Annotated in this window: 15 protein-coding genes; 8 read left to right on the plus strand and 7 right to left on the minus strand. The window is 30.5% G+C overall.

Annotated elements, in window-relative coordinates:
- The first annotated feature begins 145 nt into the window (after window positions 1-145).
- The 3 genes from NLG42_RS04780 to NLG42_RS04790 all read left to right on the plus strand — a co-directional run bounded on the left by NLG42_RS04780 (window position 146) and on the right by NLG42_RS04790 (window position 3,334).
- Window positions 146-1,129, plus strand: a complete 984-nt coding sequence (locus NLG42_RS04780; protein ID WP_089053537.1) for a UDP-glucuronic acid decarboxylase family protein — start codon at window positions 146-148, stop codon at window positions 1,127-1,129.
- A 133-nt stretch (window positions 1,130-1,262) separates the two neighbouring features.
- Window positions 1,263-2,567 (plus strand): undecaprenyl-phosphate glucose phosphotransferase, encoded by a 1,305-nt coding sequence (locus tag NLG42_RS04785; protein WP_307774313.1) that lies wholly within the window; start codon window positions 1,263-1,265, stop codon window positions 2,565-2,567.
- The gene (locus NLG42_RS04790) at window positions 2,567-3,334 is read left to right on the plus strand and encodes a glycosyltransferase family 2 protein (RefSeq protein WP_257683133.1); all 768 of its coding nucleotides are present in this window, start codon (window positions 2,567-2,569) and stop codon (window positions 3,332-3,334) included. The genes NLG42_RS04785 and NLG42_RS04790 overlap by 1 nt, the downstream gene beginning before the upstream one ends.
- On the opposite strand, the gene NLG42_RS04795 is transcribed toward NLG42_RS04790, so the two are convergent.
- The 3 genes from NLG42_RS04795 to NLG42_RS04805 all read right to left on the minus strand — a co-directional run bounded on the left by NLG42_RS04795 (window position 3,247) and on the right by NLG42_RS04805 (window position 5,786).
- A complete protein-coding gene (locus NLG42_RS04795; RefSeq protein ID WP_257683134.1) occupies window positions 3,247-3,492 on the minus strand; it encodes an ORF6N domain-containing protein in 246 nt (81 codons plus the stop codon). The two genes, NLG42_RS04790 and NLG42_RS04795, sit on opposite strands and share 88 nt — an antisense overlap.
- A gap of 114 nt (window positions 3,493-3,606) precedes the next feature.
- Complete coding sequence (locus tag NLG42_RS04800; protein ID WP_257683135.1) at window positions 3,607-4,917, minus strand: phenylacetate--CoA ligase family protein; 1,311 nt, start codon at window positions 4,915-4,917, stop codon at window positions 3,607-3,609.
- Window positions 4,917-5,786, minus strand: coding sequence for a hypothetical protein (locus NLG42_RS04805; protein WP_257683136.1), 870 nt, complete (start codon window positions 5,784-5,786; stop codon window positions 4,917-4,919). Before NLG42_RS04805 ends, NLG42_RS04800 begins: the two co-directional genes overlap by 1 nt.
- Window positions 5,787-5,917: 131 nt before the next feature.
- Here NLG42_RS04805 and purD point away from each other — a divergent pair, with 131 nt between their 5' ends.
- Window positions 5,918-7,192, plus strand: coding sequence for a phosphoribosylamine--glycine ligase (gene purD / locus NLG42_RS04810; RefSeq protein ID WP_089059692.1), 1,275 nt, complete (start codon window positions 5,918-5,920; stop codon window positions 7,190-7,192).
- Here purD and NLG42_RS04815 read toward each other — a convergent pair.
- On the minus strand, window positions 7,184-7,414 hold the full coding sequence (locus NLG42_RS04815; protein ID WP_041519835.1) for a DUF6341 family protein: 231 nt from the start codon (window positions 7,412-7,414) through the stop codon (window positions 7,184-7,186). The two genes, purD and NLG42_RS04815, sit on opposite strands and share 9 nt — an antisense overlap.
- A gap of 136 nt (window positions 7,415-7,550) precedes the next feature.
- Between NLG42_RS04815 and NLG42_RS04820 the strand changes: the two genes are divergently transcribed.
- On the plus strand, window positions 7,551-8,480 hold the full coding sequence (locus NLG42_RS04820) for a DUF6427 family protein (protein WP_089059691.1): 930 nt from the start codon (window positions 7,551-7,553) through the stop codon (window positions 8,478-8,480).
- Here NLG42_RS04820 and upp read toward each other — a convergent pair.
- A complete protein-coding gene (gene upp, locus NLG42_RS04825; protein WP_257683137.1) occupies window positions 8,475-9,128 on the minus strand; it encodes a uracil phosphoribosyltransferase in 654 nt (217 codons plus the stop codon). The genes NLG42_RS04820 and upp overlap by 6 nt on opposite strands.
- 113 nt (window positions 9,129-9,241) lie before the next feature.
- Between upp and NLG42_RS04830 the strand changes: the two genes are divergently transcribed.
- Window positions 9,242-9,847 carry a DUF4254 domain-containing protein gene (locus NLG42_RS04830; RefSeq protein WP_089053545.1) on the plus strand — a complete coding sequence of 202 codons (606 nt, stop codon included), beginning with the start codon at window positions 9,242-9,244 and terminating at the stop codon, window positions 9,845-9,847.
- A gap of 39 nt (window positions 9,848-9,886) precedes the next feature.
- Window positions 9,887-10,906, plus strand: coding sequence for a glycosyltransferase family 9 protein (locus NLG42_RS04835; RefSeq protein WP_257683138.1), 1,020 nt, complete (start codon window positions 9,887-9,889; stop codon window positions 10,904-10,906).
- On the opposite strand, the gene NLG42_RS04840 is transcribed toward NLG42_RS04835, so the two are convergent.
- Complete coding sequence (locus NLG42_RS04840; RefSeq protein ID WP_089059687.1) at window positions 10,895-11,308, minus strand: hypothetical protein; 414 nt, start codon at window positions 11,306-11,308, stop codon at window positions 10,895-10,897. The two genes, NLG42_RS04835 and NLG42_RS04840, sit on opposite strands and share 12 nt — an antisense overlap.
- 259 nt (window positions 11,309-11,567) lie before the next feature.
- The gene (locus NLG42_RS04845) at window positions 11,568-12,620 is read right to left on the minus strand and encodes a ferredoxin--NADP reductase (protein WP_089059686.1); all 1,053 of its coding nucleotides are present in this window, start codon (window positions 12,618-12,620) and stop codon (window positions 11,568-11,570) included.
- Between the two features lie 127 nt (window positions 12,621-12,747).
- On the opposite strand from NLG42_RS04845, the gene NLG42_RS04850 reads away from it, so the two are divergent.
- On the plus strand, window positions 12,748-14,208 hold the full coding sequence (locus NLG42_RS04850; protein ID WP_257683139.1) for a DUF5687 family protein: 1,461 nt from the start codon (window positions 12,748-12,750) through the stop codon (window positions 14,206-14,208).
- Window positions 14,209-14,285 lie beyond the last annotated feature (77 nt).

Genomic DNA, 14,285 nt, shown 5'->3' on the forward strand with positions numbered 1-14,285 from the left:
TAGAATAAAGCGATTTAATATTGGCTTAAAAAAGTCAAATCTCTTTTTTAGTAAAAAATTCAGTCAATTTAAAAGGCCAGATATTTTATTACATTTGTGCATATTTACAGCCATTATCAAAAACAAAAGGTTCAATAAAATCATTATGAAAAGAATACTTATTACCGGAGCAGCGGGTTTTTTAGGATCACATTTGTGCGATCGATTTATCAAAGAAGGCTATTTTGTTATAGGAATGGATAATTTGATTACCGGCGATCTTAAAAATATTGAGCATTTATTCAAATTAGAACATTTTGAATTTTACCACCACGACATTACAAAATTTGTTCATATACCAGGCGATTTAGATTATATTTTACATTTTGCTTCGCCGGCAAGCCCAATAGATTACTTAAAAATTCCAATTCAGACCTTAAAAGTTGGTTCACTAGGAACACATAATTTATTAGGTTTGGCAAGAGTTAAAAAAGCTAGAATCTTAATAGCATCAACTTCGGAGGTATATGGAGATCCTTTGGTGCATCCTCAAACCGAAGAGTATTATGGTAACGTTAATACAATTGGACCAAGAGGAGTTTATGACGAAGCCAAACGTTTTCAGGAATCAATAACAATGGCGTATCATACTTTTCATGGTGTTGAAACCAGAATTGTACGTATTTTTAATACTTATGGCCCAAGAATGAGATTGAATGACGGACGTGTAATTCCTGCTTTTATTGGACAGGCTTTACGTGGCGAAGATTTAACAATTTTTGGTGACGGTATGCAGACTCGTTCATTTTGTTATGTTGATGATCAAGTCGAAGGTATTTTTAGATTGCTGCACTCTGATTATGTATATCCAGTAAATATTGGAAATCCAGATGAGATTACAATAAAAGATTTTGCAGAAGAAATCATAAAACTTACGGGAACGAATCAAAAAGTTGTTTATCACCCGTTGCCAATAAATGATCCATTACAGCGTCAGCCAGACACAACTAAAGCCAAAGAACTGTTAGGTTGGGAAGCAAAAGTAAGCCGTTCTGAGGGAATGAAAATTACGTATGATTATTTTAGATCACTTTCTAAAGAAGAACTTTCTAAAGAAGAGCACAAAGATTTTTCGGGTTATATAAGATAAATGGTAAACGGAATTATTTTCGAACGCAGTAAATTTTGATAAAAAAAGTATACAGGAACTATTTATGATGGCATTTCACACAGGAAGATATTCAAAATATATTAGGCCAATAAGTATTTTAATCGACCTGACAATGATCTCGATGCTCAGTTTTTTCATTTTTTTTAATGAAATGAGCTCATCAAATATTTGGATTTTAGTATTTTATCAAATTATTGCTTGGGGAATAGTTGCCTTTGCTATTAAATTTTATGACGTATATCGCTTTACAACTCCAGTTGTTATTATATCAAAAATAATTAAACAAGGAATTTTGTTTCTCTTAACTGTTGTGGCTTTTTTTCCATTTTCTAGACAAGCCATTTTTAGCGAATCAAAGATTTTTTTATTTATAATTTTGGTTTTGGTAGTGATTACGGTTTTTAAATTTGCCTTGTTTTTTTATTTAAAAGAATATAGAATAATGACAGGCAATAATTATAGAAATGCTGTTATTATTGGGTTCACACCTGAAGCAGTTAGACTTAAAGATCTTTTTGAAACAAGAAAAGATTATGGATATCGTTTTTTGGGATATTTTTCAGATAAAAAATCTGATCAGAATATTACAGGAAAATTAGATAATTTAAAGCCATTTGTAATCAAAAATGAAGTCGATGAAATTTACTGTTCTTTGAATGAAGTATCAAACAACAGCTTGAAAGACCTAATTGATTTTGCAGATGAAAATAATAAAACGATAAAATTTATTCCTGACACCAAGGAGATTTTTTCAAAAAATTTAAAGATCGATTACTATGATTTTTTTCCAGTATTGTCATTAAAACAAACAATACTTAATGAGCCTGTAGTAAAATTCATGAAACGGCTGTTTGATGTTTTATTCTCTCTGTTTGTAATCGTTTTTTTATTGTCATGGTTAATTCCGCTATTGGCTATCTTAATTAAATTAGAATCAAAAGGGCCCGTTTTTTTCAAACAAGGAAGACCTGGAATGGATGAGAATGAATTTGTATGTTACAAACTGCGTTCTATGTATATCAATAAAACAACAGAGAAAGAAGCGTCAAAAGATGATCCTCGTGTAACAGGAATGGGGCGTTTTATGAGAAAAACGAGTATAGACGAACTGCCGCAGTTTATAAATGTTTTATTGGGAGATATGTCTGTAGTTGGGCCAAGACCTCATTTGTGGTCACAGAATAAAGAATATGGCAATAAAGTAAAAAAATACATGATTCGTCATTGTGTAAAGCCTGGAATTACGGGTTTAGCACAAGTAAGCGGTTTTAGAGGCGAAATAACAATAGAAAGAGATATGATTAATAGAATAAAATTTGATGTTTTTTATATCGAAAATTGGTCTCTAATTTTAGATTTTAAAATAATTTTTCAAACCGTGATTAATATTTTTAAAGGCGATCAAAAAGCATACTAATGAGCGATTTAGTTTCAATTTTAACTCCAACATTTAATGCTGAAAAATTCATTAGAGCCACTATAGAATCAGTTCAAAAACAGACTTACGAGAACTGGGAAATGATTTTAGTTGATGATGCATCAACAGATCAAACGGCAAAAATTATTGCCGATTTTGCCCAAAATGAAAGCCGAATAAAACTCTATCAATTACAAACTAATACTGGAAATGGTTTTGCAAGAAACAAAGCCTTAGAAAAAGCTTCAGGAAAATATATAGCATTTCTAGATGCCGATGATTTGTGGTTTCCAACTAAATTAGAAAAGCAAATACAGTTTTTAAAAACAAACAATCTGCCGTTTACATTTAGCTTTTATGACTGTATTGATGAAGAGGGAAATAATTTAAATAAAAGAGTAGAAGCGCCATTAAATTTAACCTATAATCAATTATTTTTCTGTAATTATGTTGGCAATTTAACGGCTGTATATAACGCCGAATACTTTGGAAAAATCGTAATTGAGGCAACTCAAAAAAGACAAGACTGGCGTTTATGGTTAGCCATTTTAAAACAAGTACAAGAAACGAAACCTGTTCCAGAAAGTTTGGCTTTTTACAGAATTAGAAAAGACTCTATTTCGTCTTCAAAATTCAAGTTGATAAAACACAATTTTGGTGTTTACAGGGAATTTCATGGTTATAATTTTGTGAGTTCTGCTTTGTTGATGATGAGGTTTTTATTCACACAATTATTGATAAAGCCAAGATATATAAAGAAGATTTGACTTTTTAAGGTCCAAAATTGTGACCTCCAATTTTCAAATTCTATTTTGATAAGTTCAAACATAAAATCTTTCGGAAATCTTGAAATACTTCTTTTAACGGATTGTTTTAGAACTTTAGTTTCGATTCCATAAAGCAAAGCCAAATCGCGATCAAGCATCACTTTTTAACCACGAATCAAATATATTTTATTAGTAATTATTTCTTCAGAAAGTAGAGATTGATCTTTCATAAGTTATAAATAAAAAAAACAAATATAAGATTTTATTTATATTTAAATTAAAGAAATAAATTGTTTAAGTTTTCCGCTTTTACTGCGTTCCAGTTTTTCTTTGCGAATAAAGACGTATTTTAAATTAGGTTCAAGGTAGTTTGAAAACTCTTTTTCTATTCTTTTTATTTCATTAGAATTAAGTTCAATTTCACTTGTATATTCGATTTCAAAAAGATCTATTTTGACTTGTTTTATAATAAACTCTTTTACATTTCCTTCGTCTCCAAAGAGTTTTTTTGTAATAGAATAAAAAGTCATTCCTGGTGATTTTTTGCCGCTTGGCAAAACAGCAACATCATTGTTTCTTCCTATTAATAATTTTAAAATCGGCTTTTTAGAAGTGCTTTTTTCATCTAGAATTCCGTAATCGCCAACTTCATATCGTATAAAAGGATGCGCTTTATTGTATAAACTGGTTATAATAATTCGCCCCTCTTTTCCATTGGGTAAGGGCTGGTTATTTTCGTCTACAATTTCAACAAAAAGCGTTTCAGAATTAACCTGCCATTGTCCTTCAGTATTTTCAAAAGCAATAACACCAACCTCAGATGATCCATATTCATTGACAATAGGAACACCTAATTGTTTTTCTAATAATACTCTGTCCTCTTCAAAAAGCATTTCAGAGGTTACAACGCAGGCTTTTAAAGACGGACAAATTTCAGTAAGAACCTTGTTTTTTTTCTTTAAGTATTTAGCCATCAAAACAATATTACTAGTATAACCATTTATATAGTCAAATTTCTTATTTTGAAAATGACTTATAATTTTCTCTAACCCTTTATCTGATAAATCAAAAATTGTAAAACGGTATCGACGGCTTAAAAAGTCTTTAAAGCGTAATTTTTTATTCTCTAAAAACCCTAAAGGCATTCCGTAAAACCGGCCTTGAAAAGAATAATTGAAGTCTATTTTATACCATGAAAAACGATAAATAATGTCTGCCCACGTCAAGGCATGTGAAAATTTGTCTTTTGCAAAAACCATCGGATCACCGCTTGAACCGGAAGTTTTATTGGTGTAAATATTTTTTAAGGAATACCCTTTTGAAAGTCTTTCAATTAGAGGCTTTTGTAGATTTCGTTTACTTAAAACAGGTAAATCTGACCAGTTTTTATAAGAATCTTGATTTGCTAATTCTTTATAAAAAGGATTATTATTTAAATGAAAATGAACAATTTCTCTTTTTCTTTCTTCAATATAAACATCAAAGTAATCTTCAGGAATAGTAATTATTTTATCCAATTCAGCTTTAGCTTTCTTTAGAGGAAAACCATTTAATTGAAGTGAAAGATCAAAAAGGCGAATCATTATATTTTTAAAACAATATTAATACTTCCTGCGGTTAGTTCTTTATCTGAATATTTTGAGAAATCTTCATGAATTTTCAAATTTTTAAATGCCTTTTCCTGAGGAGAATCCGGTCTTGGATTATCATGAGAAATATAAGCAATTTCTAAATCCAGAGATTTGAAAATTTCCAGATATTGTGGTAATCTCAATCTGTTATGGTAATCAAACCTTGTTTGTATTTTGTTCCATTCTTTGGCACTATATTTTAAAAAATCCTGCAGGGACAAAGATGAATCGGAAAAAGCCCTGTGGTCACTCGGAGAAATAAAATGAATAATATAAGAACCTTTATTTAAGGATTGTTTGAATTTTTGATGCATTTTAAAAATATCTTCCGGCGAAACATGCTCTAAAACAAATCTTGAAAAAACAATATCTGCCTTTGGAATTTCAGTGTTTACCAAATTTTGATACGGAAAATAATGAACATTTTCCGGCAAAGAATAAGAATTGTTTTTGTTTACAGAAATTTCGGTATTATATAAATGTGAAAATAAGGAATTAAATTTCTGAATATTTTTTATCTGGTAATGTTTATTAATATCAAAACTAAAAATCTCTTTCATTTTATGTTTATGAAGTAAAAGATAAGGAGAGATAGGCAGCCATCCTGAACCAATTTCAATTGCCGATTTGTTTTCTAAATCTATTTCTAAATCCTTAAAGATAGATTCAAAGCTGTTAAAAGTATTTTCGGTACTTTTTAATTTTTGTTCAATATTTTTACTTTCTGAAACATTTTGCAATTGATGGTATATTTTTGAACCCAAAGATTCTGGAAGAATACTTAAGGTTTTAAAAACAGCTGTCTTTATGGAATGTTTCATGAGTCAGATTTTCGTCAAAAATAACATTATACAAATTACTAACAGAGAAGAATCAACAACTTTTTAAGATTTAATTATTTTTTACGTACAAAAGCAATTATTTTTGCACCACAACTAAATACAACTATACCATGACAATTTTATTATTGGGATCAGGCGGAAGAGAGCATGCTTTTGCGTGGAAAATGATTCAGAGCCCGCTTTGCGAAAAACTTTTTGTTGCACCAGGAAATGCAGGAACAGCTGCAATTGCCACAAATGTTGCAATGTCTCCAACCGATTTTGATGCTGTTAAAGCATTTGTACTTCAAGAAAAAGTAAGTATGGTTGTTGTAGGTCCTGAAGATCCTTTGGTAAAAGGAATTTACGATTATTTTAAAAACGACGAAAGTTTAAACCATATTCCAGTAATTGGACCATCAAAAATAGGTGCACAATTAGAAGGAAGTAAAGAGTTTGCAAAAGAATTCTTGATGAAACACAATATTCCAACTGCAGCTTACGATAGTTTTACTGCCGAAACAGTTGAAAATGGATGTGCTTTTTTAGAAACTTTACAACCTCCATACGTTTTAAAGGCTGACGGTTTAGCGGCTGGAAAAGGTGTTTTGATTATTCAGGATCTAGAAGAAGCTAAAACGGAATTGAGAAACATGCTTGTTCATTCAAAATTTGGAGCAGCAAGTTCAAAAGTAGTTATCGAGGAATTTCTTGACGGAATAGAATTAAGCTGTTTTGTTTTGACTGATGGTAAAAGTTATAAAATTCTACCAACCGCAAAAGATTACAAACGAATTGGCGAAGGCGATACAGGATTAAATACAGGCGGAATGGGAGCAGTTTCTCCAGTTCCTTATGTTGATGCTGTTTTGATGGAAAAAATCGAAACACGTATCGTAAAACCAACAATTGAAGGTTTTCAAAAAGACGGAATCGAATACAAAGGTTTTGTTTTTATTGGTTTAATCAATGTAAAAAACGAACCTATTGTTATTGAATACAATGTGAGAATGGGTGATCCGGAAACAGAAGTAGTGGTTCCAAGATTAAAATCTGATTTGGTTGAATTGTTTCTTTCAGTTGCAAATCAAAAATTAGAGGATTTTACTTTAGAAGTTGATCCAAGAAGTGCGACTACAATTATGGTAGTTTCTGGCGGATATCCTGAGGATTTTGAAAAAGGAAAAGTAATTACAGGTTTAGAAAATATTACAGATTCTATAGTTTTTCATGCAGGAACAAAATTAGATAACGAAAATGTCGTTACTAATGGAGGACGTGTTTTGACTGTAACATCATATGGAGATGATTTTCAACAAGCCATAAAAAAATCTTACCAAAACATAGATAAACTAAGCTTTGATAAGATGTATTTTAGAAAAGATATTGGCTTCGACTTACTTTAAGAAAGAGTGAGCTGTAGTATCTTGATTTTCTGTTCCAGCGTCATCGAAAATGCGTAATTGTTTAATCCAATAAACGATTGCGCATGCGCAGATGATCATAAAAATCCAGTTAATTGTGTTTGCACCAAACCAAGTAATTAATTCCAAATGACGTAAAAAGTCAAGAGGAGCAAACAAAATGTTAACGAATAAGTATTGTATTCCTTCAAAAAAAGCTGTCATAATTTTATAAAATTATATGTTATTATTGTTTTTAACGCATTGAAGCAAAATTCAAACAAAGAATCTTTTTTCAACTTGTTGGTTTCCTTTTTAAACAAGTATTATATTTACAATCACAAAAGTATAAAATATCCTTATGATAACAAGTGTTTTTAAAAAATCTACGCCATTAAATTATTCATTGGTTGTAATTTTGATACTGGTTTTCTTTTTTATGTTTCAAATTCGAGAAACGTCTTGGATAAATTCGTATTTTACAATATTCCAAAAATTGAGTTTATTGTGCTTTATTTTGGCTTCTTTTTTCATGATCAATTTTATTGTTAAAAAGAACGGCCTTAGTAAAGACAATGGATACGCGATATTTTTCTACTTATTATTTATATTATTTTTCCCTACGATATTTAATAATCCAGATGTAATTTATGCTAATTTTTTCATCTTATTAGCACTCCGAAGATTGATTTCGCTTCAATCTCTTAAAGCATCAAAAGAAAAAATATTCGATGCTTCTTTTTGGATTTTTGTAGCTTCTTTATTTCAATTTTGGTGTGTCTTATTCCTAATTTTGGTTTTTATATCGATAGTTTTTCATGTTTCGAGAGATTATAGAAACTGGGTTTTACCTTTTATTGCGCTTTTGGCAGTAACCTTAGTATTTATAATGATATCCTTGATGTTCAATATTAATGCAGTAGAATTTTTTCAAAAACGTGCAGTAATCGATTTTAGAATAGATTATTTTAAGAACAATTATGAAAATGGTGCGCTTTCAATATATGTTGCGGTTGCTTTATTTTTTGTAATTTCAATGATTACAACATTGTCAAACAGACCTCAGATTGTTCATGCATCTTACAAAAAAATAGTGGCATATTTCTTTATTGCTGCTCTTGTTTTTATTGTTTCACCAGATAAAAGCAATGATTTATTACTGTTTAGCATTGCACCGTTAACCATTATGGCCGCAAGTCATATAGAATATGTGCAGCAAAAGCTTAATAATGAAATTGTATTTTATGTGTTGATTTTGTGCAGTTTATTTACCTTTTTCTCACAATTATAATTTACTTCCAAAAGCAAGATCACCGGCATCACCAAGTCCTGGAATAATATAGTTTTTCTCGTTTAGTTTTTCGTCTAACGAAGCAACCCATAAATGACAATTTTTGGGAAGGTTCTTTTCAAGATAAGCAATTCCTTCCGGAGCTGCGATAACTACAACAATGTGAATTTCTTCTGGAGTTGCATTTTCGACTAGTTTTTCATGAACTGCAACTATCGACTGACCTGTTGCCAGCATTGGATCAAGTAGTAAAACGGTTTTATTATTGATGTTTGAAACTGCTTGATATTCAACTCTAATTTCAAATTCATGATCATTATTAGGATGATATCTACAGGCCGAAACAAAGCTGTTTTCTGCATTATCAAAATAGTTTAAAAAGCCGGTATGAAGCGGCAGTCCAGCTCTTAAAATCGAACATAAAACCAAATCAGCGGCAATTTCTGTCGTTTTTTTTATGCCAAGCGGTGTTTGAATTTCTACATTTTTATAAGTTAGATTTTTGCTCAATTCATACGCCATAATTTCGCCAATACGTTCTATATTTCTTCGAAAACGCATACTGTCATTTTGAACATCTGTATTTCGAATTTGACCTAAAAAATGATTTAAAATGCTGTTATTTTCAGATATATAATGGATTTTCATAGTAAAATTTTAAAATTATAAATTTGCTAAAATACGAGTATGAAAAAATTACTCGTTATTATTCGCACCATAAAAGTATAAAAAGTATCTTTGTAACTCTAATAAATAAAGACATGTTTTCAAAATTAGCATATTCTGTTTTCGAACAAAGCATTAAAGATTATCATAAATTTGATAATGTAGATCAGCCTATAAACAATCCTTATCCTAAGGATAAATTTGAACATTTATTATATCTAAAAAACTGGATAGATACTGTTCAATGGCATTTTGAGGATATTATTCGCGATCCGCAAATTGATCCAGTGGCAGCTCTAACTTTAAAAAGAAGAATCGATGCATCTAATCAGGAACGTACTGATATGGTAGAATATATCGATAGTTACTTTTTGCAAAAATACAGCAATGTAAAAGTAAAAGATGGTGCAAAAATAAACTCTGAAAGTCCGGCATGGGCTTTTGACAGATTATCTATTTTGGCACTGAAAATTTATCATATGCATGAAGAAGCTACTCGTGCAGAAGCTACACAAGAGCACAGAGATAAATGTCAGGAAAAATTAAATGTTCTATTAGAACAAAGATCAGATTTGTCAACGGCAATTGACGATTTATTAACTGATATTGAAAATGGTGATAAATTCATGAAAGTATACAAACAGATGAAAATGTATAACGACGATGAATTGAATCCTGTTTTATACCAAAATAAAAAATAATTGGCAAAATTGTCCAATAAAATTAAGCATATAGCCGTCATGAGACTATCCGCAATGGGAGATGTCGCCATGACGGTTCCTGTTTTGCGCGCTTTTGTAAAACAATATCCAGAGGTAAAATTGACCGTTATTTCACGTCCTTTTTTCAAACCTTTTTTTGACGGAATTCCAAATTTAGATTTTTTTGCTTTTGATGAGAAAGAAAGACATAAAGGTTTTTTAGGACTTGTACGTTTATTTAAAGATGTTAGTAAATTGAAAGTTGATGCTTTTGCAGATCTTCATAACGTTTTGCGATCTAAGATTGTGGGCTCTCTTTTCGCTTTAAGCGGAAAAAAAAGAGCAACAGTTGATAAAGGTCGAGAAGGAAAAAAAGAATTGACTAGAGCCGAAAATAAGATTTTTAAACAATTACCAACAATGTTCGAAAGACACGTAAAAGTGTTTGAAGAACTTGGTTTTTCTATAGATTTATCATCTGGAAGCTTCGGGACTCAATTTCCTGAAAAGGCAGCTTTAAGCAAAGACATTTTAGAAATTATCGGGAACGAAAATCAAAAATTAATTGGGATTGCACCTTTTGCACAATACGATTCTAAGGTTTATCCGTTAGATTTAATGAAAGAAGTTGTTGCAAAATTAGCCGAGAATTCATCGTATAAAATTTTGCTTTTCGGAGGTGGAAAGAAAGAAATCGAGATTTTAGATTCAATAGCACAACCTTTTGAAAACGTAATTAATATGGCTGGAAAAATTAAGTTTCAGCAGGAATTACAGTTAATCAGCAATCTTGACGTAATGCTTTCTATGGATTCTGGAAATGCACATATTGCCGCAATACTGGGCGTAAAAGTAATAACACTTTGGGGAGCAACTCATCCTTATGCAGGATTTTTGCCTTTTAATCAAAGTCTTGAAAATGCTCTAACTTCAGATAGAAATCAATACCCGCAACTGCCAACTTCGGTTTATGGAAATAAAACTGTTGAAGGTTATGAAGACGCGATGAGAACTATTTCTCCAGATGAAATCGTTCAAAAAATACAATTAAGCATATAGACCATTTACATCATGAAGAAAATAACCAATCGTTTTCTTTTTGTTTCTATTTGCCACAATTACAACAAAATGATTCTCTTTTTCTGTAGACAGTAAAATGTGTTCAAAATTTTCGGTTGAATTTCTATAGACTTTATGCACCAATTGAGACTCTTTAATTTTATGTGATAGTATTTTCGCGGCTTTTAATTTACTCACATAAGGCCAGATATTAAAAATATTTTGGTCAGAGACTTTAATTTCAGTCATTTTCCCAATCATTGTTGAGTTGTATTTTTCTGAGGTAAGTAATTTAGGTCCTTTTTTATTTCGTTGTTTTTTAATTATAAAGTAAATACAAAAAAGAGCTGTTACTACAAAAATTGCGATAAATGATAAACGAAGGAAGTGATGTATTGTCATGATATTTAATGTTTAAATGTGTTGACAAAATTGATTTAGCGCTGCAAATCTAACATAAGAGCATCAGATTATGAGTGCTTTAATTTTACTCCTAATTTAATAAAAAATCATCAATATTTTAGCTAAAAAATGTTTTTATTGTAATTCCAGCTGTGTTAATTTTTTTCTATCACTATTGTAACTATTAAAAAACAAAAAAATCCAAATTCCAATTGTAAAGTTGGAATTTGGATTTTTATATTTTAGAATTTAATATAGACTATACGTCGTCGTAATCAACATAAATAGTTTCTGATGTTGGATGTGCCTGACAAGTTAAAATTAAACCTTCTGCAATTTCACTATCTGTTAAAATAGAATTTTTTGTCATTTCAGCAGAACCAGCAGTTACACGTCCTAAACAGCTGCTGCAAATACCGCCTTGACAAGAATAAGGAGCATCAACACCTTGTTTTAAAGCTGCATCAAGGATAGTTTGTTTTTGAGACATCTCAAAAGTAACTTCTTCATCATCAACTAAAACAGTGATTTTTGTATGTCCTTCTAATGAAGTTTTGATTTCATTTTCTTTTGTAGAAGAAGTAAAAAGTTCAAACTTAATAGCAGATTCTTTTACGTTTTTCTCTTTTAAAACATTAGAAACTGTGTTGATCATTTCTTCAGGTCCACACAAGAAAAATTTGTCAAACTCTAGTTCTTTGTGTTTGTTGTTTAAAACAAAATTCACTGCCGATTTATCTATTCGGCCGAATAATGCATTTTCAACTTTTGCCTGGCTGTAAACGTAATGCACAAAAAAGCGTCCTACGTATTGCAATTGTAAATCATGCAGTTCTTGATGAAAAATAGTTTCTTCGGGAGTTTTATTTCCATAAACTAATACAAATGAGCTTTTTGGTTCGCTTTTTAAAACTGATTTTAAAATAGACAAAACTGGTGTTATACCGCTTCCTGCAGCAAAAGCCACATAGTTTTTCTGTCTTTCAGCGTCAGGTTCAAAGGTAAATTTACCTTCTGGATGACCAACTTCAAGAACATCTCCAGCTTTAAGCTTTGTATTTGCAAATTGTGAGAACAAACCATTTTTAACCGCTTTTACCGCAATTCGTAATTCACCGCTTTCTGGCGCAGAACAAATTGAATAAGCACGACGAATTTCCTGATTATCAAGTGTTAGTTTTAAATTTATGTATTGTCCAGCTATAAATTTATAATCTGATTTAAGTTCTTCAGGAACATTAAAAAGTACAGAAACAGCGTCGGCAGTTTCACGTTTTACCTCTTTAATTATTAGTTTTAAGAATGAAGGCATGATTAATTTTTTTTGCAAAAGTAGCAAAGACTAAGTAATTGACACTTACTAAAATATTTTTTTTAACTTTTTTTGTAACGTTTTCCTACATTTGACCTCTTACTACCAAAATCAAAACAAGTTAACAATGATTAAAAAGTTTATTTACCTTGAATGGAAAGCCTTTACCAGATCTGCATCATTTGGTAAAAACTTGGCGATGAAAATTTTACTAGGTTTTTTAATGATATATTTTTCATTAATTTTTATAGGAGCAGTTGTTGGGGTATTTTATGTTCTTAAAAAAATGAATCTTGATCCGCTGCAGACTATAAATAAATTTTTAATTTATTATTTTTTGTTCGATTTAGTTATTCGATTATTAGTACAGTCGATTCCAGTTTTAAATATTAAACCTTTGCTGGTTTTACCTTTTAAAAAATCAGTTATTGTTCATTTTTCGCTTGGCAAAACAATGTTGTCATTTTTTAATTGGGTTCATGCTTTGTTTTTTGTTCCGTTTTCAGTCGTACTGATTTTAAATGGATATGATCTAATCGAAATTATTTTTTGGCATTTAGCCATACTTTCTTTAGTGTATATCAATAATTTTCTGAACATTATTTTAAGCAACATAGACAAATTGTTTGTTGTTTTTATTGGAGCAATTTTAGTTTTGGCAGGTGCACAATATTATGAACTATTTGATATTACGACGTTTACAACACCTGTTTTTCAGGGATTTTATGATATTGACGGACTATTTTTAATTCCAATTTGGGTATTATCAGGTTTATATCTTTTTACTTTTAAATATTTTAAGAAGAATTTATATCTAGACGCCGGGCTTTCAGTAAAAGAAGATATTGCCGCAACAGAAAATCTTTCCTGGTTGAATCAATTTGGAACAGTTGGAACATTTCTAAAGAATGATATTAAACTTATTAAAAGAAACAAAAGATCAAAAACGACTATTTTTTTGAGTGTTGTTTTCTTGTTTTACGGACTAATCTTTTTTGGAAACTCGCATCAGCCGGAAGTAATGCAAATTTTTGCTGGAATATTTGTTTCGGGTGGATTTTTATTTGTTTTTGGTCAGTTTGTGCCAAGTTGGGATAGTTCGTATTACCAATTGATGATGACACAAAATATTCCGTATCGCGGATATATTACTTCAAAATGGTGGCTGATTGTTATCGCTACTTTTGTTTCAACCATTTTGGCTTCATTTTATCTTTTTTACGGATGGGAAGTTTATTTAACCATTGTTGTTGGTGCCATTTATAATATTGGTGTAAACTCACATTTAGTGCTTTTAGGAGGAGCATTTACAAAAACACCTATTGATTTAAGTAGTGCTGGTGGAGCTTTTGGAGACAAAAAAGCATTTAATGTAAGCGCAATGCTGCTTTCGCTGCCAAAAATATTTTTGCCATTATTGCTGTATTGGCTTGGGCTTCATTTTGCCGACAAAACGGTTGCATTAGCTTTGGTTGCTTTAGCAGGAGTTTTAGGTTTAGTCTTTAAAGAGAAAGTATTCTCATTAATTGAAAAAAGATACAAAATAGAAAAGTACAGCACAATCAACGCTTATAAACAGAAGAATTAATTGGAGAATGTGCCAAAGAGATAATTTTAAACAATTGTTTTAATTGAATAAAAAACAAATTAACGATTAACCAAATC

It is taken from the genome of Flavobacterium plurextorum (assembly GCF_024638035.1).
GTDB classification, from domain to species: Bacteria; Bacteroidota; Bacteroidia; order Flavobacteriales; family Flavobacteriaceae; genus Flavobacterium; species Flavobacterium plurextorum.

Excerpts from the sequence above, each read along its gene's own strand:
- NLG42_RS04830 (WP_089053545.1), top strand. The coding sequence starts at position 9,242 with ATGTTTTCAAAATTAGCATATTCTGTTTTCGAACAAAGCATTAAAGAT.
- NLG42_RS04845 (WP_089059686.1), bottom strand. The coding sequence starts at position 12,620 with ATGCCTTCATTCTTAAAACTAATAATTAAAGAGGTAAAACGTGAAACT.
- NLG42_RS04835 (WP_257683138.1), top strand. The coding sequence starts at position 9,887 with ATGAGACTATCCGCAATGGGAGATGTCGCCATGACGGTTCCTGTTTTG.
- NLG42_RS04820 (WP_089059691.1), top strand. The coding sequence starts at position 7,551 with ATGATAACAAGTGTTTTTAAAAAATCTACGCCATTAAATTATTCATTG.
- NLG42_RS04800 (WP_257683135.1), bottom strand. The coding sequence starts at position 4,917 with ATGATTCGCCTTTTTGATCTTTCACTTCAATTAAATGGTTTTCCTCTA.
- NLG42_RS04790 (WP_257683133.1), top strand. The coding sequence starts at position 2,567 with ATGAGCGATTTAGTTTCAATTTTAACTCCAACATTTAATGCTGAAAAA.
- NLG42_RS04805 (WP_257683136.1), bottom strand. The coding sequence starts at position 5,786 with ATGAAACATTCCATAAAGACAGCTGTTTTTAAAACCTTAAGTATTCTT.
- NLG42_RS04785 (WP_307774313.1), top strand. The coding sequence starts at position 1,263 with ATGATCTCGATGCTCAGTTTTTTCATTTTTTTTAATGAAATGAGCTCA.
- NLG42_RS04815 (WP_041519835.1), bottom strand. The coding sequence starts at position 7,414 with ATGACAGCTTTTTTTGAAGGAATACAATACTTATTCGTTAACATTTTG.
- NLG42_RS04850 (WP_257683139.1), top strand. The coding sequence starts at position 12,748 with ATGATTAAAAAGTTTATTTACCTTGAATGGAAAGCCTTTACCAGATCT.
- NLG42_RS04795 (WP_257683134.1), bottom strand. The coding sequence starts at position 3,492 with ATGCTTGATCGCGATTTGGCTTTGCTTTATGGAATCGAAACTAAAGTT.
- NLG42_RS04780 (WP_089053537.1), top strand. The coding sequence starts at position 146 with ATGAAAAGAATACTTATTACCGGAGCAGCGGGTTTTTTAGGATCACAT.
- upp (WP_257683137.1), bottom strand. The coding sequence starts at position 9,128 with ATGAAAATCCATTATATATCTGAAAATAACAGCATTTTAAATCATTTT.
- purD (WP_089059692.1), top strand. The coding sequence starts at position 5,918 with ATGACAATTTTATTATTGGGATCAGGCGGAAGAGAGCATGCTTTTGCG.
- NLG42_RS04840 (WP_089059687.1), bottom strand. The coding sequence starts at position 11,308 with ATGACAATACATCACTTCCTTCGTTTATCATTTATCGCAATTTTTGTA.